The following is a 23,670-nucleotide window of genomic DNA, read 5'->3' on the forward strand; positions in this document are numbered from 1 at the left end:
CTAAGAACCTTTGTTACGTCTATTATACTCGATAAACTTAGAATGACAAAGATAGGGAGTTTGTACGCTGTATTTGAAATCGATAGACTCCTGAGCCGAGCTCAATTCTTACATTGCCTTCCTCTTCCCGAGCCCCTTGAATGCCCGAGATGGACTCTAGCTTTTGACCATCACATGTCACTTCCGAGAGAGTCGATTCAGCTAAGATGACCTCTCCGCTAGTGTTTGGCGGGAGCTGGAACGTGTAACGAATGTCCCCCGATTCTTCAACGGACCATTCACTTCGAACCTCCCCATAATTCGTGATGAGAGATGCTTTGGCATACGTAAGACCTGAATCTGTCCGAGGTCGGAAGCTCATGCGTTTGTACCCTGGCTGCCCATCATCGGAATCTAAGCCTGCTACTTTCCGATATAACCAATCGCCAATTGCACCGTATGCGTAGTGATTATAAGAATTCATATTATCGCTCCAGAACGTACCGTCCGGTTTGATGCCATCCCAATGTTCCCAAATCGTGGTAGCCCCTTTATGAATCGTGTACAGCCAAGATGGATAGTCCTCTTGTAGAACAAGCTTTACTGCTACATCATGATAGCCATTCTCTGTTAGCACATGACATAGATATGGTGTGCCGACGAAGCCTGTCGTGAGATGGTAATTTTGCTCTTTGACATACTGAGCAAGGGTCGCTGCTAAGCGTTCCCGTGTGCTTCCCTGCACAAGTCCGAACATCAAGGGAAGCACATGAGCAGTCTGCGTGTGTCCTGCTAATCGGCCGCTTGGTGTCACAAACTCGGCTGTAAAAGCTTCAACAATACGCTCATATAGCGCTGTGTATTCAACGACATCCGCTTCGCGTCCTAGAACTTCTGCTGTTTTGACAAAAAGCGAAGTCGAATACGCATAGAAGCAAGTTGCGATTAGATCTTTGGGCGTTGCCCCGACATAACTGCCCTCTTTGGCATCCAGTCCGAGCCAGTCGCCGAAGTGGAAGCCGGTTTGCCACAGGTATTCGTTCTCACCTTGCTGACGGATATAGTTAATCCAACCTTTCATACTGTCATACTGTTCTTCCAATACACGTTGATCCCCATAAACCTGATAGAGTGTCCATGGACATATCACCGCCGCATCTCCCCAAGCTGCCGAGGAATGATCTTTCTCATACAGCACATGCGGGATCACGAAAGGCACGCCTCCATCCTCGCGTTGGTCCGCTTTCAAATCGCGCAACCACTTACTGAAAAAGAGTGCTACGTCATAGTTGAAAGACGCTGTACGAATGAACACCTGAGCATCCCCTGTCCAGCCCAACCTCTCATCACGCTGCGGACAATCCGTTGGCACATCGAGGAAATTCCCGCGCTGTCCCCACACGATATTGCGCTGCAGTTGATTCAGAAGTTCATGAGAACATTCAAACGTCCCTTTCGCTATCATATCGGTGTGGATAACCTGCCCTGTAAAGCACGTAGCATCGAAAGCAATATCCTGTGGCCAGCCTATAACTTTGACATAACGGAAGCCTTGGAAGGAGAAATGCGGTGCATACGACTCTTCTCCTACTCCATTACACACGTAGGTAACCGATTGCTTCGCCGACCTCAGATTGCCAGTATAGAAATCCCCTTGTGCATCAAGCACTTCCGCATGCAGCAGCTCAATGCGTGAACCAGCGGGCAGCGTTAATCGCATCCGAATTTTCCCTACCATATTTTGCCCAAAATCAAGCACTGTTTCCCCTGATGGAGTTTCAATGACAGCGATAGGCTTCAGTTCCTCCGTCACTCTGGAGGGTTCATTCTCTTGCATAACTAGTGTTTCTTTGCCATAGCCGAGTTCAATACTCGGAGCCCAATCTTGGTCATCATAACTCGGTAGACTCCAACCCGTGAGCTCCAAACCAGCATCATAAATTTCGCCATGATATAGCTCTGACATACGGACTGGCCCAAGTGATGCTCGCCAGGAGGAATCGCTGACGATAATCTCTTCGGTACCGTCCTCATAAACGATATGCATTTGCATGAGCAGTGCCCGTACGCTTCCAAAAACATTCCGCTGGTGTGTCCATGCCAGATTCCCTTTGTACCAACCGTTCGCCAGTACCGCACCAATGGTGTGCTCAGTCCCTGAGACCAAACTGCTCGTAACATCGTAGCTCTGAACTTGCAGACGATGCGTGTAGCTGGTCCAGCCTGGTGTTAACTCCCAATCGCCAACCCGCGAACCATTGAGCTCTAGTTCATATACACCATGACTTGTCGCATAAATCGTCGCTTTGCGAATCTGTCCGCTTACACGGAAGGTCTTCCGGAGGTAGTAGGCTTCTTCTGCATCTGCATCTATATGTGAAGGATCTGGCGTAATCCATTCCGCTTGCCAATCCGCTGCTTGAAGCTGTCCCATTTCCCAGTAAGCGATTTCACTCCATGGCGAAGCCAAACCGGATTGGTTCCATACCTTCACGCGATAGAAATACCGAGTCCGCGGCTGCAGCGCAAGTCCTGCATAGGCAACAAGCACAGATTGATCTGAAGCGATACGGGCCGTATCCCAAACCAAACTCGCTGGTTCAAAATCACTAGGATGCATACTCACCTGAATCTGATATGCTGATTGCACGGTAGCGTTAGTGTCAGCTTCGAGCTGCCAAGTAAAGCGTGGCCCAGCCGTATCCAATCCGATTGGATTAACTTGATATTCACAAAGCAAAGCTGAAATACGAATGAAACTCATGGGTTTCTCCTCCTAGATACACGGGCTGTCGTGTGAGTTGTGCTTCCTTATTTATTACACCTTTATGACTTATTGTAGAGTATTCACCCTCTTGTTTATAAGGTGTATTCAGACATTTATATAGGTCAAACACGACAATATCTCTTTTGTATTGCGATACCCTTAATTTCCATGTATAACTCGAATAGTATAAAGTTATATGAACTTATAGATAGGAAGGCGCTTATTATGCTACAAAAAACACACAGTGTCGCTGGAATGATTGCAGCCGAAATCGTACTTATTCAAGGCGACATCAGTTTCTTTACATGGGATGCTGCAGGTTCTTTATTACTCGGTTGTTTGGCAGGCACCTTAGCCGATGTAGATAAACCAGGTTCCACCATGGCCAAAGTTCTCTTCCCTTTGTCTGCCTTGCTTCATGTTTTAAAAATCAAACATCGAACATTGACGCATTCTTTGCTTTTTATGGCGCTGCTCGCGATGATATGCTTACCTCTGCCGCCTTTATATTTCTGGGTATTCATCCTTGCGTACGCTTCCCATCCCTTAATCGACCTACTGAATGATCGTGGTGTCCAGCTCTTCTGGCCGATCACGCTCAAAATCCGACTGCTCCCCAAATGGATTGCAATCGACACCGGCTCCGCGAGTGAAACTGTATTCCGTTGGGTTCTACTCGTTGTCTGTCTTGTACTTCCATTTTGGAACTATGTGTTGCCCTATCTGCCTTATTCATTTACAAAATGAAACCAAAAAAAATCGCTGATTTGGCTGACCAAATCGCGATTTTTCTCATTTCTGCTATTGCATGGGAATCGATAGCTGAAAACAAATAAAGCCTTCCTCCAGCGTAACTTCAATCGTTCCTCGATAGTACTCAACACGTTCCTTAACCACTGGCAAACCGAGACCTTGATGACCACCTTCTAACTTGGTGCTATAGCCGATCGCGAACAAATCCGTGTCATCTTCCAGATTAAACGATGGATTCACCCGATTCTTCACAGAAATCTTCACATCGTTTGATTCCTTCCAGCCTTTCACAGACACTTCTCGCTCTTCTGCTGGAAATTTATTCGCTTCATCAAAGGCATTATCAATGAGATTACCGATAATTTTCACGAGATCAACCGATTTCACACCAAGGGATAATCCATCCAGACCTATGAATTCATAACTGAAAGATACTTTGGTGCGCATCGCAAGTGTTATTTTCGATTGAATCAATGCAGCGATAGCTGGCTGTCCAATTCGAATAATATCATTGACTTCATTAATTTCCTCGATTAATTCCTCCATATAGCGCATTTGATCTTCTTTTTCCCCATTGGTCAATAAGGCATAGAGGGTTTGAACATGATTCAGGAAATCATGGCGCTGACTACGAATCGTTGCAAACATAAGGTCTACATTTTGAATATACATTTCTTGTGTGGACTGAACTGCTGTTTCACGCGACTTCGTATTGAATCGGAATACAAGAAATACAAGAAGACAACTGAATACGGTAAACAGAACAATGATCAGAGCAACACGGATAAGTTGGTCATTTAACGTCTTCTGTATAGACTGGTAGTCCGAAACAATGGTTATCACATAAGGTATTTCTCGCTGAACATCTGTTACTCTCTCTTTAATTGGCACATGCACAAATGTCTTTAGAATCGGATTTCCCTTATAGCTTTCAACCACACTCACTGGTTTTTCGTCCTGTATAGCACGTTTGAAATTCGTGAAATCATTCACATGAACGATATTATGTGTACCGAAAAGCACAGGACGGTCATACATGGAAACATACATAACGCCATTCGGTCTCGTATATTCCTTCGGCTTCGTACCGAATGTGATCCCGTTTAATCCGGAAATTTCTATAATATCCGGATTGGATGTCAGTGTTTTTTTGACAATCGTATCCGCACCAATAATATCCTTGAACTTCTTAATTTTACCTGCATTTACAAACACACAAATGATATAATTCGTTTCACCATCATAATAGTAACCAAATTTACTGACATCGCTCGTGCCTGAAGCAGGCACTTCATAAATCCCCGCCCAGAAATTAGGTAGTTTTTGCCCTTCAGTTATCGTAACATTGTGATATTTCATCAATTGGTCAAAAGCGGTAAACCAATACCCAAACGTAATTGTGCTTGTGAGCGTAAGTTCATTGGGATCAGAGGATTTACCAACCATGATATCATCGCCGATTCCGCTGCGCTTCATGAGTGAAAATCCATCTACACCTGCTTCCGCAGCAAGGGGAATTAGCTGTTCATTCGTTACCTTGTCGATATCGGGATCCAGCTTCGTTTTGGCAAAGATAGCTGCCGATCGTAATTGTTCCCCAATCATATCTTCCACGAAGAATGCTCCCGCTTCCGACTGTTCAATCGACGTTCGAATTTGATTCGCTGTCGTTGCCATCTGCTCTGACATTTCCTGCGTTAAGATGGATTTCGCATACCAATAATAGGAGCTATTGTTCGTAATTAATAACAAAATAACAATTATAAAAGTAATATAAATAACTCTTCTGTTTATTCTCATGAAGTTGTCACACTTTCTCATTTTGTATGCTGGACATTACAATTCTGCGCAAAAAAAATCGCGATAAAATTTCGACAAATAGCGCAGAAATCACTGCCACGTTATGTTAGTATAGTAGCTGAAGAATTTGTTGTCTATCAATTAAAAGGTATTCTCACCTTTTTTTGGTTATATTATAAAATTGCGGGAGGAATTTTCATATGTCAGCTACTGCTTTAATTACAGGTGCATCCTCGGGAATAGGTGAAGCCTTCGCACGTAAATTGGCTGCCAAAGGACATCCGCTCATTCTAGTAGCCCGATCCAAAGCCAAACTAGATGAACTAGCCAACGAGTTGTCCCGTACATACGCGATTGAAGTGGACGTGATCGCCATTGACTTAACAAGTGCGAATGCGTCGGCTGAAGTATTCAAGCAAACTGAGCAGCTTGGTCGGCATGTAGGCCTGCTCATTAACAATGCTGGCTTTGGTTTAAGCGGCGAGTTTCTAGCCCATTCCACTGACAAATATCAACAACAGATCACATTAAACATTGCCGCTGTTGTGGATCTAACTCATTTCTATTTGCCTGCCATGGTTCAAAAAGGCGAAGGCGCCATCATCAATGTAGCCTCATTATTAGCGTTCTTCCCGTTCCCGTATTGCTCCGTGTACAGTGCAACCAAAGCTTTCGTCCTTTCTTTTACCGAATCCTTATGGGAAGAATATCGTCACAAGGGTATCCAGCTTCTCGCCTTGTGTCCAGGTCCTACAGATACGAAGTTCTTCGATACGGCCAAGGAAGTTGAAACAAAGAGCAAGCGGACACCTGAACAAGTTGTCGAAACGGCATTGAAAGCACTTGGCAAACGTTCATCTTTCGTCCTTGATGGAGGCAATAATGCCTTCACTGCACTACTCGCACGAATCCTCCCGAGACAAACAATCCTTAAAATGTTTGGGGCTTCCATTCGCAAATCCATGCAGCATAAATCGTCCTAATTGGGATCATCACAAATAATTCCTTATGCCGATTGCTTTACTTGTCTCATAGACTTTAGTAGTATAGCTAATATCGAATGAAACGAGGTGCTTTACTTTTGTCCAATGATGAAATCATTTTGACCCCTGAGGGTTTACGCAGTTTAGAGCTTGAACTTGAAGATTTGAAAACAGTGAAGCGTAAGGAATTAGCAGAACGTATCAAATTGGCTATCTCCTACGGTGACCTTAAGGAAAACAGCGAATATCATTCTGCCAAGAACGACCAGTCGTTCATGGAAACACGCGTTCTCACGATTGAACGGATGCTCAAGAAGGCCAAAGTTGTGAAGAACACGGGTACATCCAAGGTACAAGTTGGCTCAACCGTCGTATTGAATGACGTGGAATTCGCCGAAAAAATCGAGTACAAGATTGTTGGTTCTCAAGAAGCCAATGTCAACGAAAATAAAATTTCGTATGAAAGTCCGCTTGGCATCTCCCTCATGAATAAGTCGGTAGGCGATGTCATTAGTGTGAATGCACCCATGGGCATTATAAGCTACGAGCTTCTAGAGATTCGCATATAGCTCTTAATAAGAAAAAGCAGTTCGTAACTAGAAGTTCTAGTTATGAGCTGCTTCTTTTTATTTTACCGCTTGAAGGAAAGCAAGCGCCTTTTCCATCTTCTTTATGTAGGCGTCATCTAAGCTGGAACACATCCATTTCACATGTCCGTTCCCCGTACCCGGCAGTTGGTTGCTGTCCTGCAACACTTGCATTAAGTGATTCACAGTCCCTATACTTCCATCTACAATTTGAATGTGGTTCGGTAGGATTTGACTCAAAACCCCACGATAAAAAGGATAATGTGTACAACCGAGTACAACCGTTCCGAAATTACTAAGATCAAATGGAGCTAATTTGGTTTTAAAATAATCAACGATCTGCGGGCCATCCATCATGAGATTTTCACAAAATTGGACCAACTCCGGAAGCGGTACAGAATCTACCATTCCCATATCATCGATACGGGATACGAGTTCTCTATATTTCGCCTCCTGAAGTGTAAGCTTTGTGGCGAATACGAGCACCCTTTTGCCTGAAGAACGATTCATCTCTACCGCTGGCTTCACCGCTGGCTCCATCCCAATAATAGGAATATGGTGGATTCTCCGCAACTCTGAGATCGCGATACTTGTAGCTGTATTACAGGCGATGACAAGCGCCTTAACTTCTTCTTGAATTATGGTATCAACGGATTGCTTGACGAAGGTTAGAACCTCATCTTTCGACTTCATACCATAGGGAACATGCGCGGTATCAGCAAAATAAACGAAATCTTCCTGAGGCATTCGCTTCATGGCTTCGTTCAGCACTGTGATTCCACCTAGACCTGAATCAAAAAAAGCAATTTTCATCCTATTCACCCTATTTATTAGCGTTCTGTCTTATAGTAGTCCTGCTGTAACTAGACCATTACGTACGCCTTCTTCATCCACATGTGTCGTCACATGATCAGCGTATGGCAGTAAATCCTTATGTGAATTACCCATTGCGATGCCGAAGCCGACATAAGAAAGCATCTCCATATCATTCAAACCGTCACCAAAGGCCACCGCATCCTCCGGCTTCAAACCGACCAACTCTAGCATCGCCGCTATGCCTTGGGCCTTGGAACCACCTGCAGGCAACACATCCATCGCATGTTCGTGCCAACGAATAAGCTTAAAATCTGAAAGCAAGCCCTCGTACAAATGTTCATCTTTGGCCTCACAGTGCAGGAAAATTTGATAAATATCGTTCGTTTTCCAGAAATGCGGATCATAACTTGGCAAATCAACTTTTAACGAGGAGACAGAGCTTTGTACAAATGGGTGATCCTGCGCATCTGTTGCAAATGCATGCTGACCCTCGAATACGAGCGAATGCTGATGAGCAGCAGCTAGCTCAACTAGAGCTTCGATCGCACTCTTAGCGATTACGCGGTGGTAGAGAGGCTCGCCTTTGTAGACGGCATATCCGCCATTCAAGCACACATAGGAATCTATGCCAAGTAATTCCGCTAGTGGCTTGATGAAATAAGGTGCTCGTCCGGTTGCAATAACGGGTTCGATCCCGCTCTTTTTCAAATCGTGAATCGCCTTTACGGTGCTTTCTGGCACCTGCTTGTCCTCATTAATTAACGTACCATCAATATCAAAAAATACAATTTTGTACACAGTAGGTTCTCCTTTGCATTCGGAAGCAGTTGTTGCCGCCCCATGTCTCTATCTCTCAATTAAACACCAAATGCCCAGAAAAAACAAAGAAAAAAGAGAATCCCTTGGGCTTCTCTCCCACTTTGCCTAAATGATCGTATCAATGATGCCATAGGTTAACGCCTCTTCTGGACTCATATACCAGTTCCGTTGATGCTCCTTCACACGAGCCAGCTCCTCCGCTTGCAGATTCGTTTTGGACAAAATACATTCATCATAGATGTTCTGCAGCCTCTGCGTTTCATCCACGCGATTCTTCAAATGCTCCAAATGACCATCAATATGTGTGGAAACGGAATGATACATAAAGGTACTCAGTCGACCTGCGTGCCTTTTGTGCCCGCTAACTGCAATCAGCAAACTCATACTTGCTGCTAGTCCGTACACATAGGTGTGAACCGGTGTTTTACTGTTCTCAATCACATTAATAAGACCAAAGCCATCGTATACACTGCCTCCGTTACTATTTATGATCAGGTCGATCGGCAGGCGTTTATAATCCTTTTCCTTCTTATCTTTGTCGTCATCAAATTGATTAAGCTTCATAATTTGCTCAACAATCAGTTTTACAGAGGTCTTATTGATGCCATCGAATAGATAAAGGGTTCTGTCACTCATAACATGCCTCCTGTCCGTATGGCCTTGTATTACAGTAGTCTATTCTCGGTTTGGAAACTTTGTAACTCTTTGCGTGCTGTTTTCAGATTTTTGGGCGTTTAACAACCTACTTTCTACAAACCACTAACTCAGATAAACCCAGTCACTTAATAAGCAAATTCTTCTTACCAACTACCATGTGTATATACAAATAGAACCGCTCCACTCCCAACGGGAGTGAAGCGGCTCTCCTAGCTACTCTTAGTACATATTCACATTATCGAATTTACTGCTCGCCCGATGCGAATAAAGACCAATTTGCCCCGAGGTGAAACTCGTATCCGTCGTTGTCAGCAGTTTCGTTCCGTTCACCCATAATTCTAGTGTGCTGCCATTTACCACAGCTTTGAAGTCATACCAGGTCCCCAAGGTGAACGTGAATGGCACGGTGACGAGGTCGGTAGGCGTACCGCCGACGACTTTGAGGATCTTCAGACTATTCGTGGATTTATAGTACATGAATGTATAGTAATTGTTCGCATCCACGCGTCGTGCGATGAGACCAAGTCCAGCTAGATTGCCGGCATCGAAGCTGTCAGCTTTGACTTTTGCCGCAACCGTATAGTTCTGCCAAGTGCCCAGTCCGGAATACGCATTGACACTAGCAGCCGCATTGTTCGACTGGTTAAATACCTTCGTACCATCCGTCACAACGCTCCATGTGCCTCCTGTTGTTGCCCAGCTTGAGGCTGATCCTGACTCATAATCATCCCCGAAAATAGGCGCCACGCTCACATTATCAAATTTGGCATTTGCCCGATGAGCGTACATGCCGATTTTGCCTGAAGTAAGCGCTGTATCCGTCCCCGTCAACTGCTTCGTCCCATTCACCCACAACTCCAGTGTGGACCCGTTGACAACAGCTTTGAAGTCATACCAAGTGCCTGTACTGAGCGAATAAGGCATCGTCACAACATCACTTGCGACACCGGCAGCCAGCTTCGTGATTTTCAGCGTATTCGTCAGCTTGTAGTACATGAATGCGTAATAATTACTACTATCCACATAGCGTGCAACAACACCAATCCCCGCGTAATTCCCTGCATCGAAGGCATCCGCTTTGAGCCTCGCTGAGACGCTGTAATGCTGCCAAGTACTGTCACCAATAAAAGCAGCAGCTCCACCAACCGTGGTATTCGTTTGGTTGTATACCTTTGTACCATCTGTGATGACGCCCCACGTTCCGCTTGTTGTCGACCACCCTGCTGCTGAGCCAGATTCGAAATCATCACTCAGAAGTGTGACCGAACTGGTGCTTGTCGTACCCGGATTACCATCTGTTTGAAAACTAATCGTAACCGTATCCGATGTACCACCGTCTTCACTGAACGTCAAAGTCTTGGAGTAACTTGAATTTGGCGCCAAACCGACCGTATTAATCGTAAAATAGATCTCCCGCTCCCCACGCAAATTCCCTGAGGATTGTGTAAGCCCAAGCCAATCGCCATGACCGCTAACCGTCCAATTCGTGCTTAAACCGCCGCCTTTATTGACGATCTTCAATTTGTGCTTTTGAGAACTGTTCGTCACATTCTTAACACCAACGTTGATGCTAGCTGGTACCTCTATCTTCGCAGCTGGGATACTCCCCAATGCGCCAAGCCGATTCGTTTCTTGGAACTTCGTGATCGTGCCCTTCTTCGCCGTTAATTTCAATTGCAGCCATTGCGCTGAAACACCTGTAGGCGGCGTAAACGAAATCGCTTGCTCCACTTTGTTGCCATACGGCACCGAGACATTAAATGTACCTATTTGGAAACTCGTATAAGTGCCATTCACGGGATTCACATATCCCGCTTCCCAATTCACATCCACGCTCGTTCCGTCCTGCTGCTCATCGTTATACACAATTATTGTTCGAGTTGTAGCCGTACCTCCCGAAAATATAAGAGGTGAAGCCCCGATCAAATTATTCTTATCCCCATCCTTATCAAAAGCAGCAACAGGTGAGTACGTATTATGGGTGTACTCATACGAATCTGATTTGATAAAGGCTGGTCTCGCTGAATCATACGCGTTAAAAACAGGTCGATTAATCGCGACCGGCTTCAATCCTGGTGCCGTCATATCTGACCACGTAGGATACAAAGTATCCTCCGTTACTTCATAGGCATAGATCCAATTCGCATAATAGCGAATATCCGCAAAGCCCGCATACCGCATTGCTCTGGTCATCCGATCTGCCGCACGATGCCAAACCGCCTGTGAAACGAGATTATCGTTCACAATATCCTTAGCCAACGTTGAATTATACGTTCCATTCGCATTGAGCGTCGGCCATCCACCCGAAGGTGTGTAGGCTTCCCCTTCGCCTTTCGGCTTCGTACTATTATTCGTGTACAGTCCGTACATCGTGCTATTGTTTAACCAGCCTATTTGATATCCGCCCGTATAGTGATGATTCTCTTGATCTGCCGTTGTAAAGTCATCCTGAATAATTGGTTTCGATGTATCAATCGATGTGATTGCCGCTGCAATGGTTGGATGCAGAATTGTCGTATTGTTGCTCGTTGAACTCCAATTTTCATTTCCACCGCTCCAGATCACAATACTTGCATGATTCTTCCTCGCATTCACCCATTGTTTAACCCATTTCGTAATGTGATCCATCGCATCAGTTGTATAACTATGCACACTGTGATACTGCCAGTAAGGCGTCTCATCAATGAGAAGTAAGCCGATTTCATCCGCATAGTCGTATACTTGCTTGATCCCTCCGTGAATGTGCGTTCGTGCAACATTGTAGGTGGTTTTCCATTCATCCATGGTTAGTTTAACCTCGGCAATGCTCGCGTTCGCATACGATTGCGATGAGCTATATGCTGCGCCATGTCCACTACCCGTTGCCCAGTTGAATTGCAGCGCATCTCCGCGGAGATTCGTTTTGATACCATTGAGCTGATAGTAATTCGTATTTACAGCAAATTGTCTGAATCCAAATCGTGTTGCCAAGCTGTCGATCGTGACCACACCTTGAGTAAGACTCGTGTTCAAATTGTACAGCTTAGGGTCGTGCGTCCACCAATATTTCGCATTCGTCCAAGGTACAGCGGACCATGTCACCGTTTGCGAACTATTGGCTGCCACCGTCACGGTTTGGTCAGAGAAAGTTTTCTCTGTACTACCTCCAACGAGCTGAGCACTATTTGTGACTGTGACCGTTTGGCTGATCGCTGTCGCGTTCGTCACCGTCGTTTTCACCGTAATTTCGTCGTCGGAAGGTGACGTGTTATTTTTCAAATCCGTGATGACGAATGTATCTGAAACAAATACTTTGGGATACGCCACTAACGCTACGTCATCGTTAATTCCGCGACCTTGCCCCCAACTCTGATTGTCCACACCAATGGGATATAGGGATTTACCACTTGCATCCTTGGCATCGGCGGGCAGCGCATAGTAACCCCACACGCGTACTTCTAACGTATTCGTCCCCCCAACGATAGCCAGAGGTGTGATATCCAGCTTATACGGCAGTCTCGTCATCAAGTAACCATCTGTTTCTGTCGCTAGTTGTGTGCCGTTTACGAACACCTTGGACAGCGGGCCGATATTCTCGAGGTCAAGGAAAATTTCCTTCCCTGTCATGGATGAGGGCACCGTGAAATTCCGTTTATATACGCCATAATTCAGTGTATTCCAAGAGGTAGGGTACCCAAAACCAGCAGATGAATCCCAATAGGAAGGGACCGTAATATCGAAGCGGGTCGATCCCCCATTTGGGTAAAAGTCCCATACCCCATTCAATGAAACCTGCTCCCGACTCGTATCGGCATGTGCGCTGTTTGTCACTGCAAAAAGTGTACTTATCAGTAACGAAGTGAATAACACCAAGACGATCCTTAGATTCATTTTGCCTAAACTCCACGGTATTCGCATCTAACGTCCTCCTTCAAATGAGCGATCCATAATAAATGGTAAGCGCTTACAAAGTCTTCGCTATTCATCCCCTCCTCTCATTCACATCCCTTATTTCTCAATTCTCCTCTATCGAAACACCTCGCTGATCCACCATTATGGCTACCTGACTATCGACAGATCCTGTTAACAGAATCTGAATCTCCGTACGACCTTCCATCTCATTTACCTTCAAAAGCGTCACCTGCCACGCCTTACTTTCATTCGTCTCACTCTCTGGTAAACATAATGTCGCGATAACCGCTCTTTGCGTAAAAGATTGACGGTAAGCTATGACCGGGATTACTTTCTTTGTGCCGTAATGGTCGGATCTCCACCCCTCTTTCGCAGCAAGAGACGCCTGAGCCCCTGCACTCCCAGCCCAGTACATCCGGCAACTCGATGTCTTCCCAAGCTCCTCCTCGTATGAAATCGACGCTTCCAAGCCCCCATCAATCCGATAGCTCCAATCCATCACCCTAGCTTTATCGGACAAATGAAACATCTGTTCGATCTCATGCGTACCTACGCCATCCAACTCATCTACTACAAGGAGGAATGGCAGCGATCTCCCCATCAACAGCCATCTCCGATGCGCAACTGGCTCGCTCAATCGCGCATAGCCATGATGCGAAGCATCAATGAAATCATAGGCCTCGCAAGACAACCAGCGATGTAGTTCAACAGTCGCTTCCGGTTCTCCCCATTGCTGCGTCGATAGGTACGGCGTTTGATCCTGTCCATCAACCGTGATCGTGTTGTGTGCCGAAGTTCCTTTGAAATACCGCCGCCATTCGCCTTCTTGGTACGTGTATCGGCCTGAATCTCCAAAGATTAAGCGCCCTCTATGCATCCATTCGAAATGCAAAGCATCCGCATGACCATGTGCCCCGCCTAGCGGTGCTGCGTCAAAGAACACATACTGCTGCGCATCTTGCATCACGTAATATCCCGAATCGGGAAAGGCAACGGTTGACCGAATTTCCTTCTCCGTTCCTCCCATCCGCTCCGTCCAATACACGAACTTCTCGCTTCCTAACAGCCAGAGCAGATCTTCACTGATCTCGCCTTGCTGGCAGATGGCTTCATCCTCACAAATTGCGCCTATAAAGCCGACTTTCGCTCGCACATGTGCACCGCTATCCGAATCGGATAGCGCGACAGCCTTACCATCTGGCCGAATCGTCGCTATGCTAAAAGCCACCATCGATTTCAGCTTTTGCAGATAGCTGTTAGGAAAAGGATGCCCCGTCTGCTTCGCCAGTAGAAACGGCGTTCCAAACATATCCAAGCTGGCCGTATGGTAATGCGGTGTCAGCTCATTTTGAATCCCATCCACACGAATCTGATCGTGCAGACAAAGCGTAAGCCGCTCTTGCGCAAGCTGGCGCCAATATGGCGCCTCCGCATGATCAGCAAGGAACGTGCCAACCATGAACAACCCTTGCATATGCATGGTGGCATGATTGATCGAGGTTTCTCCCAGATACCTCGACAAAAACGTCGCCTGTTCGGCCAAGCTGTCTCGCCACTTTTTTTCAAAATCCCCATCCATCAACGCACTATGGCTCATCAACATATATCCCCATACCCAGGACTGCACACGCAATCCCACTTCGAGTAACCGCCATGGACCAGGCCGTTGGAAATACACCATTTGCTCGTATGTTAGTGAAGCTGGCTTTGGATTCTGCTCGATCCAACTCGTGATATGCCGCTTATAAGCCTCCACATACCGTTCATCATCTGTTAATAAATACGCAATTCCCAATTCGCGCAGATGCCAATGTCGATTGAGAATCCATGTATACTCCAAGTCCTCCGTAGGATTGAACAACCAATCAGGTCGTAAACCGTGATTAATCCACTCTCCTGCAGCCATCGTATAAGGAAGCTTGAACTGTCCCCCACAGGAATGGTCGGCTTGCTCCAAAATTTGTTTCATACGTAGAGGAAAATACGCTTTAAACGTCCCTGCCGCTTCACGCAGCTCCACATTGGTCAGATAAAATTGCATCATTGCCTCCTTTACTCATACGAATTATCCTTTGACCGAACCCGCTGTGACACTAATGAACGATTTGTTCGCAAGGATATACACGACGAGTATCGGCAAAATCGACATACACGCACCAGCAAGCATAATGTGCGTCTCCGCAGCGGCTGAGGTGCCATAGCGCAAGCTGGCTAGCCCTACGGTCAACGTTTGAAGCGTTGGCTTCGTCATCGTGAATACCAAGGGCAAAATGTATTCGTTCCACGCATTGCGGAAAACGAATAACCCAGCAACGCCTAGCCCAGGCGCCAATAGCGGCAGGATAATCCGCCAGTAAATGCCATAAACACTGCAGCCGTCAATCTTCGCTGCTTCATCTAGATCTCGCGGAATCCCTTTAAAGAAACCAAGCAGCGTAAAGAAGGTAGCTGCATGACCACTGATCAGAATGATCACAACGCCCCATAAGGACTTGTGCAGATTCAAATGCACCATCAATTCGAATTGCGGGCGCAGTACAACAGCGCCGATCGAGATGAACATCGTGGACGCAAGCAGCGCCACATAGACTTTTTTACCCGTAAACTCCTGTCGATCCACCGCATAAGCAGCTAACGAAGCTACAAGTAGACTACCTATCGTGGTTGCAAGACTAACGAACAAGCTATTCATCGTAAAATGAGCGAAATTTGCTCCCTTCCACGCTTTCACGTAATTAGAGAACTGCCAGACGGATGGCCAGAACGTTGCACCTGTGGTTACTTCTGCATTTGTTTTGAAAGAACCAAGCACAGCCATGATGACCGGAAATAAGGTAAACACCACAATTAGAAGCAGAAATGCCCAGAGTATGAGCTTACCCGCTAGTTTCGCAATTAACAGTGAGATATAGGAGGGTAGCGAGGTTGTTTTGTTATTCGTTATGCGAGTTGGAACCGTCTGCATGTATGCCTCACCTCCTATTCGTTAATCTGATTCAAGCGTTTAGATAAGTAGAAGTACCCTAACGTTACAACGCCTACTATCAGCGCGGATACGAAACCAACTGCACTGCCGTAACCGATTTGCTGCTGTACAGCACCGCCGGCCGACGATACGGGGAAGAAGAGCTTATACACGTAGAGATACATGACTTCTGTTTTGCCAATGGGCCCGCCTTCGGTCAACACCATGATGCTCTCATAGCCTTTCAATGCTGCTGTTATGGCGAGTAGTACGATCATTTGCAGCACGGGGCCTAACATAGGGACAGTGATGTAAATAAATTTCTTCCAACCATTCGCCCCGTCAATGGCGGCACTTTCGTAGACGTCCTGCGGTATATTTTGCAATCCGGCGAGGAATAGCAGCATGTAATTCCCGATGGCACCCCAAACGGCGATGATGATCATCGTGAGCATGGCGAACTTCGTTCCCAGCCAATCGATATTCGAATGGATAATACCGTATTTCACAAGATATTGATTGAGAATCCCATTATACGAATTGAAAATAACGTAGAAGACGACAGACATGACAGCTGTACTAATGACTGTTGGTAGAAAATAAATCGCACGAAACAGATGACGTCCACGCAATGCCCCATTAAGTATCACGGCAAGCACTAAGGCGATGGGTAAGGTTAGAATGATTTTGCCCCCAGCATACACCAAGGTATTGATAACAGATTGCCAATAAGTCTCATCTTCATACAGTCTTCTGAAATTATCTAATCCATTGAATGTCTTAGCCCCATAGCCAGGATAGCTGTAAAACATATAGCGCATGGCCCACCCTAACGGGTAAATGCTTAGTACCAAGGTCAGAAAAAGACTCGGAAATGTAAGGATATAAGGGGCAAGCGCATGCTTACGTTTCATCATTGCAAGGCTCCTTTCTACTTGAGAAAAAGAGCTACCCGCTTCAAACACACGGTTTCAGGCGGATAGCTTCCTCTCCTAGCGTGATCTTATTTAACTAAACTGCCTTGCAGATTTTTGGCATCAAAGTCAGGCATTGGTTGATTCTTGGTCGTACCTGTTTGCCTAGCTTTATCCAAAGCGGTGTTATAGCGTGCCGACAAATCTGTCGTTATTTTATTCACATCGCCGCCCTCTAGGATGTATCGCAAGGCTTCATCGCCTAAATTTTTACCTTCTGGCGTCACTGCTGGGACAACTGGGAACAAGGCGTCATATTTGTTAGGTAGGAACAAGTCCATATTCGCGAATCCTGGTTTCTTCGCAACAGCGAGCACATCTGGTACAGCGGAGATCCCTACACTATCCTCTTGGTAGGTTTTCAACACTTCTGGACCGTACATCGTTTCGATGAATTTCCACGCCTTCGCTTTGTTCGCCGATTTCGCACTCATCGTGAGCCATACCGTCGCATTTGAGAATGGCGAAGCGCCATTGATTGTGCCATCTACCGTAGGAAGCGGGGCCGCACTCCATTTGATTTTGGCAGGGAATTGGTTCTTGTATACACCTGGCTCACTCGCATGGTTGATGTACATGCCGATTTTACCTTCCGCAAATTGTGCACGGAGCGGGTCGATATCAAGTAGTTCAAAACCAGGAATCATACTGCCATCCTGCTTCATTTTGCGCAGAGCCTCAAGCATTGGGATTTGACTGGCGAAGTCAAATTTGCCTGTTTTGAAGTTAAAGCCATCCAGGATTCCTGTGCTCAGCGCAACAATCGGTGAAGCGGAACGGCCAAAGCCGCCGTTATTTTTGAAATTACCTGCGAAGCCATAAGCACCAATATCCTTCCCAGCAACGGTAAGCTTCTTGGCTGTTTCGACCATCTCATTGATCGTTTTCGGCGGTGCAGTAATACCCGCTTTTTGGAAAAGATCGACGTTATAAATAAGGCGCCAAGTGATACCATAGTTCGGTAAAGAGTAAATTTTATTATCCACACGGTTCCCGTCGTCGATGATGAGGTTCTTGAAACGGTTTTTGAATTCAGGGGTCATGTAGGTGTCTAATGGTTCTAAGTAGCCTTTCTTGATGAACGGGGCAAAATTAGAGCCTGATGTCTTGATAATATCAGGTGCTTGATTACTAGCAAAAGCGACATCCAAAGATTGCTCATAGTTGTCAGCCATGATCGTGACTTCTACTTCGATATTGTCCTTATTCTCGGCATTATACTTCGCGATTTCCGCTTTGATATGATCCGATGCACCACGGTCGTTCGTCCAGTAAGTTAGCTTTGTTTTGGGGCCGGTGGCTGCTGCTGGCGCTGCGGAACTTGCCGCTGCTGTTGCTGCAGCTGTAGCTGCTGGGCTTGCAGATGTATCCGCTGTATGGCTGCTCCCGCAAGCAGATAAGGTGACTAGCAGAGCTGCGGATGCAGCGAGATGAAACGGTTTCTTACGCATAAATGGTTGGCCTCCCTTTTCTTTTCCCATGTGTTTACTTCTAAAGTGTAAGCGAATTCACTCTAGCTGTGAGGAGGGTAAAACCACTATTCACTAGGAAAATATGATTGTATTAGGACGGTTTATAGATTTGCTTGAACTCCGTCGGTGTCATCCCGACATGTCTCTTGAACACGTCAGTGAAGTAGGATCGATCCTCGTAACCCAGATGAATCGCAACTTCTTGCACCTGCTTATCATCAAGGAGCATCTCCTTCGCCTTCTCGATTCGTAGTCCGTTCATGTAGTTGATGAGCGTCGTTCCTGTCACCTTTTTGAACAGATTCGCAAAATAACTGCCGCTCAAATACACATGCTTTGCTAAATCAGTGACCGTTACATTCTTGTCCAAATTCTCTCTCATATAGTGAATCGCCTGGGCGATGACCGAATCCGCTTCCAGCTCACGCTGCTTCTGCAAAGCGTCGCAACCTGCTGTAACCAATTGATCGAGCAGTTCATTTAACTCACGCAGCGTCATGCGCTCTCCCTTTTTCAGAAGATCCAGCTTCGCTGTCAGCTCATCCATCCCACTTGGCATCGTAATCTTCTCAGCGAAAATGCGATACATAAGCAGCCCTAGCTCATAGCACACATTCATCACATCGCTAGGTTGTACCCCCGAATAGCTATGTACAATGCTCTGCAGAAGAGGCAGTGCTCTCTCTTTATTGCCCATGCGTAAGTAATTGAACAACTCTTTTTCTTGCTCGGCACTATGTCTAGAACGTGTAACAGCATGATGCTGAATGTCTTCATAGAAGAAAACACTATTCCCGCCTGTATAGAAATTGTGGGACATGGCTTCGGTTGCCTGCTGATAAGATTGGGGCAGCTCGTGAATCGTACTGGCCTCAAGTCCGACACCGATAGAGATCGTGTAGCGTGAGTAGTTCAGCATATGCTCGCGACACTGTTCAGCCAACGTAACGATATCCATGTGAGTTGGCACATTCAGCAGACAAATAAAGCCGCTCAATTGTTCCCGGAATACAATGGATTTCGTGACAGAAGCGAGTGTTTCTTCGAGGATGTTTTTGACCGCAAAACGAGCCAGTTCAACGTCATGAATGCCATGCGTATCCACTTGCTTTGCAAAGCCATCGATTTCAATGCACATAATGATGAGGCGCTCCCGATTTAGATCGAGCTTCAAATAGTCCCAACGCTCCTTCAGTCTAGCTTCATTGGCGTTGTAACGCAGCAACAGATGCAAATATTCTTGACGCAGCAGCGGCATGCTTTCTTTAATTTGGCGTTCCATTTCGCTTTGTTTGGCAAAATGGACCCGATCCAGCTCAATTTGCTCTTTCGCTTTCTGCACAACCGCTTCAATCGCCGTTTTCAGGAACGGCTTCGCTATAAAATCAAACGCACCTAGACGAAGAGCCTGTTGCGCATATTCGAAATCAGTATAGCCGCTGAGCAGGATTACTTTGCAATTGGGCATCACCGCTGTGATCGCTTTCGTCATCTCCAAACCATCCATGCGCGGCATCCGAATATCCGTTAACACGATATCTGGCCTGAGCTCTAAGACCATCTGCAAGCCGTCCTCTCCATTGCCTGCTGTCCCCACTACCTGCACACCATGTGTGTCGATTTGGATCAAATCAGCGATCCCTCGAACGACACTTCTTATATCATCAATGACACAAAGTGTTATATCAGCCCTACTCATGTTAGACTTCCCCCTTGATCGGAATCGTTATATACACCTTTGTCGCTTCAAAAGGTTCACTCGAGAGAACCATCGTTGCCTCGCCACCATAGTACAGCTGCAAGCGGTTGAAGACATTCCGCATCGCATAGCCTTTCTTCTCTGTGATAGGATGATTCAGGCTCAGTTGCAGCTTTTCTGCATCCATGCCGGAACCGTTATCTTCAACAACAATATGCAGTTGTTGATTATCGGATGTAAGTTCGATACGAATCTTGCCGCCAGATTCCATATGCTCAAACCCGTGAAGTAAACTATTCTCAACCAAGGGTTGGAGCATGATTTTCATAATGGGAAGTGTTTGGCTGGTATCACTGCTTACCACAATTTCAAAGTCAAAAAGCTCCTCATAGCACAGCTGTTGTATCGTCAAATACTGCCGCACATGAAGTAGTTCTTTCTCGACCGTCGTCCATTCTTCGCCATGATTAAGGCCCAATTGAAAGAGTTGGGATAAGGCGATGACCATCGACTTCGAGTTGTCCAGCTCGCCAGTTTCCATTTTCCAAATAATCGTATTGAGTGTGTTATATAAAAAATGAGGGGAAATCTGTGCCTGCAACGCCTTGGCTTCGGATTTTCTCTTCTCACGCTCAGCGTCCTTCACTTCATCGATGAGTTCATTAATTTCCAGCAGCATGCTGTTAAATTTGTGGCCTACCTGACTGACCTCATCTTGATAATGGCTCTGGAATCGAACAGACAAATCATTGCGCCCCACCTTACTCATCAGCATTTGCAGATGATACAGCGGCTTCAGCAAAATCGCCGAAAGTACATTCGACACCAGTACCGCCATAATGATGCAGACGAGCATAATGATGCCGGTCGCCCATTGAATCCAGCTCAAATCCTTGAGCAGATCAGATCTCGATTGGACGCTGAGCAGCAGCCAGTCCGGATTGAATTGCAAAGTCGCGTAGTTAATTAGGTCATATTGCTCTGTGATCCCTACCTCGAAATGCCCCCTTAAGCTCGTCCCAATATGTTTCTCTAGAAAAGCTTTGTCATAACTCTTAGGCAGATTCGGCTGATTCAATAGCACGCTTGCAGCATTCCGATTCACAAGAAACAAATTCTGATCTTCCTTTTCTGTGTGCCGGTCAGACAGCATGCCTTGGATCGCCTTCTCGTTCAAATTCACAACGAAATACATGTTCGGACTATCGCTAATCGATTTCATAACTAACGAGATAACACGATCTTTTCCTTGAAAAAGAAGATCTTCATGCCCTTCGATCCAAAAGGGTTCTTTGGTTAGTTGCGCCTTCTCGTACAGCGGCGAATCATAGAACGAGTATCCTTGATTCCGATAGTAGCTGGCGGAATAAAACTCCCCAATCGGCGTCGCGATAAAAATGGATTCGATCGATGGCTCCGCCAGCTTCGCTTGCGTGAACGCCGAGTTCATCGCCGTCATGTGCCCGTAGTAGCCATCTTTCTTGCCAGCGGCAGAATCCTTCGACATCTGGACAAACGGCTGCGAAATCATAATATTCAACACCGACACGAGAATCTGCTTCGCTTTTTCATCCAGCACACGTGCAGAGGTGTTTAGATTATCCTGGCTGAGCTGGAACGTGTTCCGCTCGATGACGCGAGCACTAATATAAAAAGACAGTCCCCCTGTCGCCGCGATCGAGATGGCAATCAGCAGAACGAACGACACCCACATGCGCTTCTTCAGCGTAAGTTTATACAGCATGGTCTTCATGAACGTGCACCCCCCATGCTCACATTGTATCGCAAACGCTTTCAAGGGGGATACAGAATTTTCCTTGGGTGTTCTTGTAACCACTCGCGTAATGCCTCTCCATTTACTGACAAAAACAAAAAGCCGCTCTCATCACGTTCTCTGAAAGGAATATCTCCTCAGAAACCATGAAGAAAGCGGCGTGTGCATCACGACGAACTTAACATTATTTTACATAAGTATACTCGGATTAAGCCTAATTGCTGTTAGTCAAAAAACTCTACTCATTCCTCAACAAGTTGAAGTTGATAGTCTGCTAGAGAAACCGTTTGAACTTCCGAAACATGAACGCCTTCAGATTCTAGCAAAAACCGCTGCAACTGCGCACCCTCATCATCTTGGATCGCGATTTCTCCACGAACATTGAGGACTCTGTGCCAGGGGAGACGATATTTTTTGCTCATGGCATGCAGAATTCGTACAACTTGCCTAGCTGCTCTTGGACTTCCGGCTTGCCGTGCAATTTGTCCATACGTCATCACTTTTCCTTCGGGAATGGATCGGATAACTTCGAGAACTCTCTCCGTGAAAGGTGTCATTGTACCGGAAGGAACTTGATGCATACAGGCTGTGACATCTCAAGTACACTGCCAGTTGGGACTAGTTTCCCAGTTGTCTCATCGCGTGCAAAGCTAACGATATTGTCAGAATCTTTATTCGCGACTAGAACAAAACGCCCATCAGGCGAAATCCCAAAGTTTCGCGGGTGCTTCCCTAGGGTTGGTGCATGTTCCACAACGGAGAGCTTTCCTGTTTGTTTGTCAATGGCATAAACTACGATGCTATCGTGTCCGCGATTGGAACCATAAAGGTAGCGTCCGTCAGGTGAGACGTGGATGTCTGCGCACCCATTTTCGCCATCGTAGGAGGCTGGCAGGGTTGGAATCGTCTGGATTTCTGTTAGTTTACCTTGCTCTTCATCATAGCTGAATGCTGTAACCGTGGAACCGAGCTCATTAATCACATACCCGTACTTGTAGGATGGGTGGAAGGCAAAATGGCGCGGCCCCGAACCAGGCGTGACAGACACTTCGCCATGCGGAATGAGACGCTTAGCGGCGAGATCGAGTTTGTATAAGATTATTTTATCAAGGCCTAAATCACATGCACCTATGAAACGATTTGCACGATCAACGAAAACGGAATGCGCTCGCGGCCGATCCTGTACGGGAAGTAGGCTCGCACCATGATGTTGTTGAATGTCCGAAGAAGTCCCAAGCTGGCCATTGGCTAAAATTGGAGATAAGCCAACCATGCCACCATGATAGCTCGTAACCATTATGACTTGATTCATGTTGTCTAGCTGGATGTGGCATGTTGTCGCAGGCAGCGTGTTTTCCTGATTTAGTAGCGCTAATTCACCAGTTTCAGGCTGGATGGTGTAGGCACTAGCTGCTCCACATTTCTGACCCTCCGCACCAACACCTTCACCAAGTGCGTATAATCGCCAATTTGCTGCATCGACAGCTAGAAAGGTTGGATTTTGGAGACCCGTTACGTTATGGGTAAGCGCTAAGCTACCTGTTTCTGCATCAAATTGTGCCGTATAAACCCCCGGATTCTTCGCATCGGCGTAAGATCCAATAAAGGCTAAAGTTTGTTTCGTTTGTTGGTGCTTGTCCACGGATGTCACTCCCATTCATCTAATTTCACTATGAGCATTATCTCAAATCTGCCCCTTGTGGGCAACTATTTGATTAACTGTGGAGTTGGAGA

The 23,670-nt window shown here is 46.2% G+C and carries 17 protein-coding genes; 3 read left to right on the forward strand and 14 right to left on the reverse strand.

Features of this window, described 5'->3' with window-relative positions; all coding sequences use genetic code 11:
• Positions 1-37: 37 nt before the first annotated feature.
• Positions 38-2,743, reverse strand: coding sequence for an alpha-L-rhamnosidase (locus tag L6I86_RS24885; RefSeq protein ID WP_236291100.1), 2,706 nt, complete (start codon positions 2,741-2,743; stop codon positions 38-40).
• Between the two features lie 228 nt (positions 2,744-2,971).
• On the opposite strand from L6I86_RS24885, the gene L6I86_RS24890 reads away from it, so the two are divergent.
• Positions 2,972-3,493: a metal-dependent hydrolase gene (locus L6I86_RS24890; RefSeq protein WP_236291101.1), complete on the forward strand. Its 522-nt coding sequence runs from the start codon at positions 2,972-2,974 to the stop codon at positions 3,491-3,493.
• 54 nt (positions 3,494-3,547) lie between these two features.
• Here the strand turns inward: L6I86_RS24890 and L6I86_RS24895 are convergent, their stop codons facing one another.
• Positions 3,548-5,299, reverse strand: a complete 1,752-nt coding sequence (locus L6I86_RS24895) for a sensor histidine kinase (RefSeq protein WP_236291102.1) — start codon at positions 5,297-5,299, stop codon at positions 3,548-3,550.
• A gap of 200 nt (positions 5,300-5,499) precedes the next feature.
• Between L6I86_RS24895 and L6I86_RS24900 the strand changes: the two genes are divergently transcribed.
• Positions 5,500-6,282 carry an SDR family NAD(P)-dependent oxidoreductase gene (locus L6I86_RS24900; RefSeq protein ID WP_236291103.1) on the forward strand — a complete coding sequence of 261 codons (783 nt, stop codon included), beginning with the start codon at positions 5,500-5,502 and terminating at the stop codon, positions 6,280-6,282.
• Between the two features lie 98 nt (positions 6,283-6,380).
• Positions 6,381-6,851 (forward strand): transcription elongation factor GreA, encoded by a 471-nt coding sequence (gene greA, locus L6I86_RS24905; protein ID WP_171635061.1) that lies wholly within the window; start codon positions 6,381-6,383, stop codon positions 6,849-6,851.
• A 57-nt stretch (positions 6,852-6,908) separates the two neighbouring features.
• On the opposite strand, the gene murI is transcribed toward greA, so the two are convergent.
• The 12 genes from murI to L6I86_RS24965 form a co-directional block, all read right to left on the reverse strand.
• Positions 6,909-7,682 (reverse strand): glutamate racemase, encoded by a 774-nt coding sequence (murI, locus tag L6I86_RS24910; RefSeq protein ID WP_236291104.1) that lies wholly within the window; start codon positions 7,680-7,682, stop codon positions 6,909-6,911.
• Between the two features lie 30 nt (positions 7,683-7,712).
• Positions 7,713-8,483, reverse strand: a complete 771-nt coding sequence (locus L6I86_RS24915) for a Cof-type HAD-IIB family hydrolase (RefSeq protein ID WP_236291105.1) — start codon at positions 8,481-8,483, stop codon at positions 7,713-7,715.
• A gap of 126 nt (positions 8,484-8,609) precedes the next feature.
• Positions 8,610-9,140, reverse strand: a complete 531-nt coding sequence (locus L6I86_RS24920) for an ATP-dependent Clp protease proteolytic subunit (RefSeq protein ID WP_056610039.1) — start codon at positions 9,138-9,140, stop codon at positions 8,610-8,612.
• 240 nt (positions 9,141-9,380) lie between these two features.
• Positions 9,381-13,058 (reverse strand): 3-keto-alpha-glucoside-1,2-lyase-like domain-containing protein, encoded by a 3,678-nt coding sequence (locus L6I86_RS24925; protein WP_236291106.1) that lies wholly within the window; start codon positions 13,056-13,058, stop codon positions 9,381-9,383.
• 97 nt (positions 13,059-13,155) lie between these two features.
• Complete coding sequence (locus L6I86_RS24930; RefSeq protein ID WP_236291107.1) at positions 13,156-15,093, reverse strand: alginate lyase family protein; 1,938 nt, start codon at positions 15,091-15,093, stop codon at positions 13,156-13,158.
• Positions 15,094-15,117: 24 nt separating this feature from the next.
• Entirely contained in the window at positions 15,118-16,017 is a 900-nt protein-coding gene (locus L6I86_RS24935) for a carbohydrate ABC transporter permease (RefSeq protein WP_236291108.1), read from the reverse strand.
• A gap of 14 nt (positions 16,018-16,031) precedes the next feature.
• On the reverse strand, positions 16,032-16,934 hold the full coding sequence (locus L6I86_RS24940) for a carbohydrate ABC transporter permease (protein ID WP_056610057.1): 903 nt from the start codon (positions 16,932-16,934) through the stop codon (positions 16,032-16,034).
• An 86-nt stretch (positions 16,935-17,020) separates the two neighbouring features.
• Positions 17,021-18,442: an ABC transporter substrate-binding protein gene (locus L6I86_RS24945; protein WP_236291109.1), complete on the reverse strand. Its 1,422-nt coding sequence runs from the start codon at positions 18,440-18,442 to the stop codon at positions 17,021-17,023.
• 112 nt (positions 18,443-18,554) lie between these two features.
• Entirely contained in the window at positions 18,555-20,162 is a 1,608-nt protein-coding gene (locus L6I86_RS24950; protein ID WP_236291110.1) for a response regulator, read from the reverse strand.
• Between the two features lies 1 nt (position 20,163).
• A complete protein-coding gene (locus tag L6I86_RS24955) occupies positions 20,164-21,915 on the reverse strand; it encodes a sensor histidine kinase (protein WP_236291111.1) in 1,752 nt (583 codons plus the stop codon).
• 263 nt (positions 21,916-22,178) lie between these two features.
• Complete coding sequence (locus L6I86_RS24960; RefSeq protein ID WP_236291112.1) at positions 22,179-22,493, reverse strand: MGMT family protein; 315 nt, start codon at positions 22,491-22,493, stop codon at positions 22,179-22,181.
• On the reverse strand, positions 22,490-23,578 hold the full coding sequence (locus tag L6I86_RS24965; protein WP_236291113.1) for a lactonase family protein: 1,089 nt from the start codon (positions 23,576-23,578) through the stop codon (positions 22,490-22,492). Before L6I86_RS24965 ends, L6I86_RS24960 begins: the two co-directional genes overlap by 4 nt.
• Positions 23,579-23,670: the final 92 nt, after the last annotated feature.

It is taken from the genome of Paenibacillus allorhizoplanae, from assembly GCF_927798215.1.
Taxonomy (GTDB): domain Bacteria; phylum Bacillota; class Bacilli; order Paenibacillales; family NBRC-103111; genus Paenibacillus_E; species Paenibacillus_E allorhizoplanae.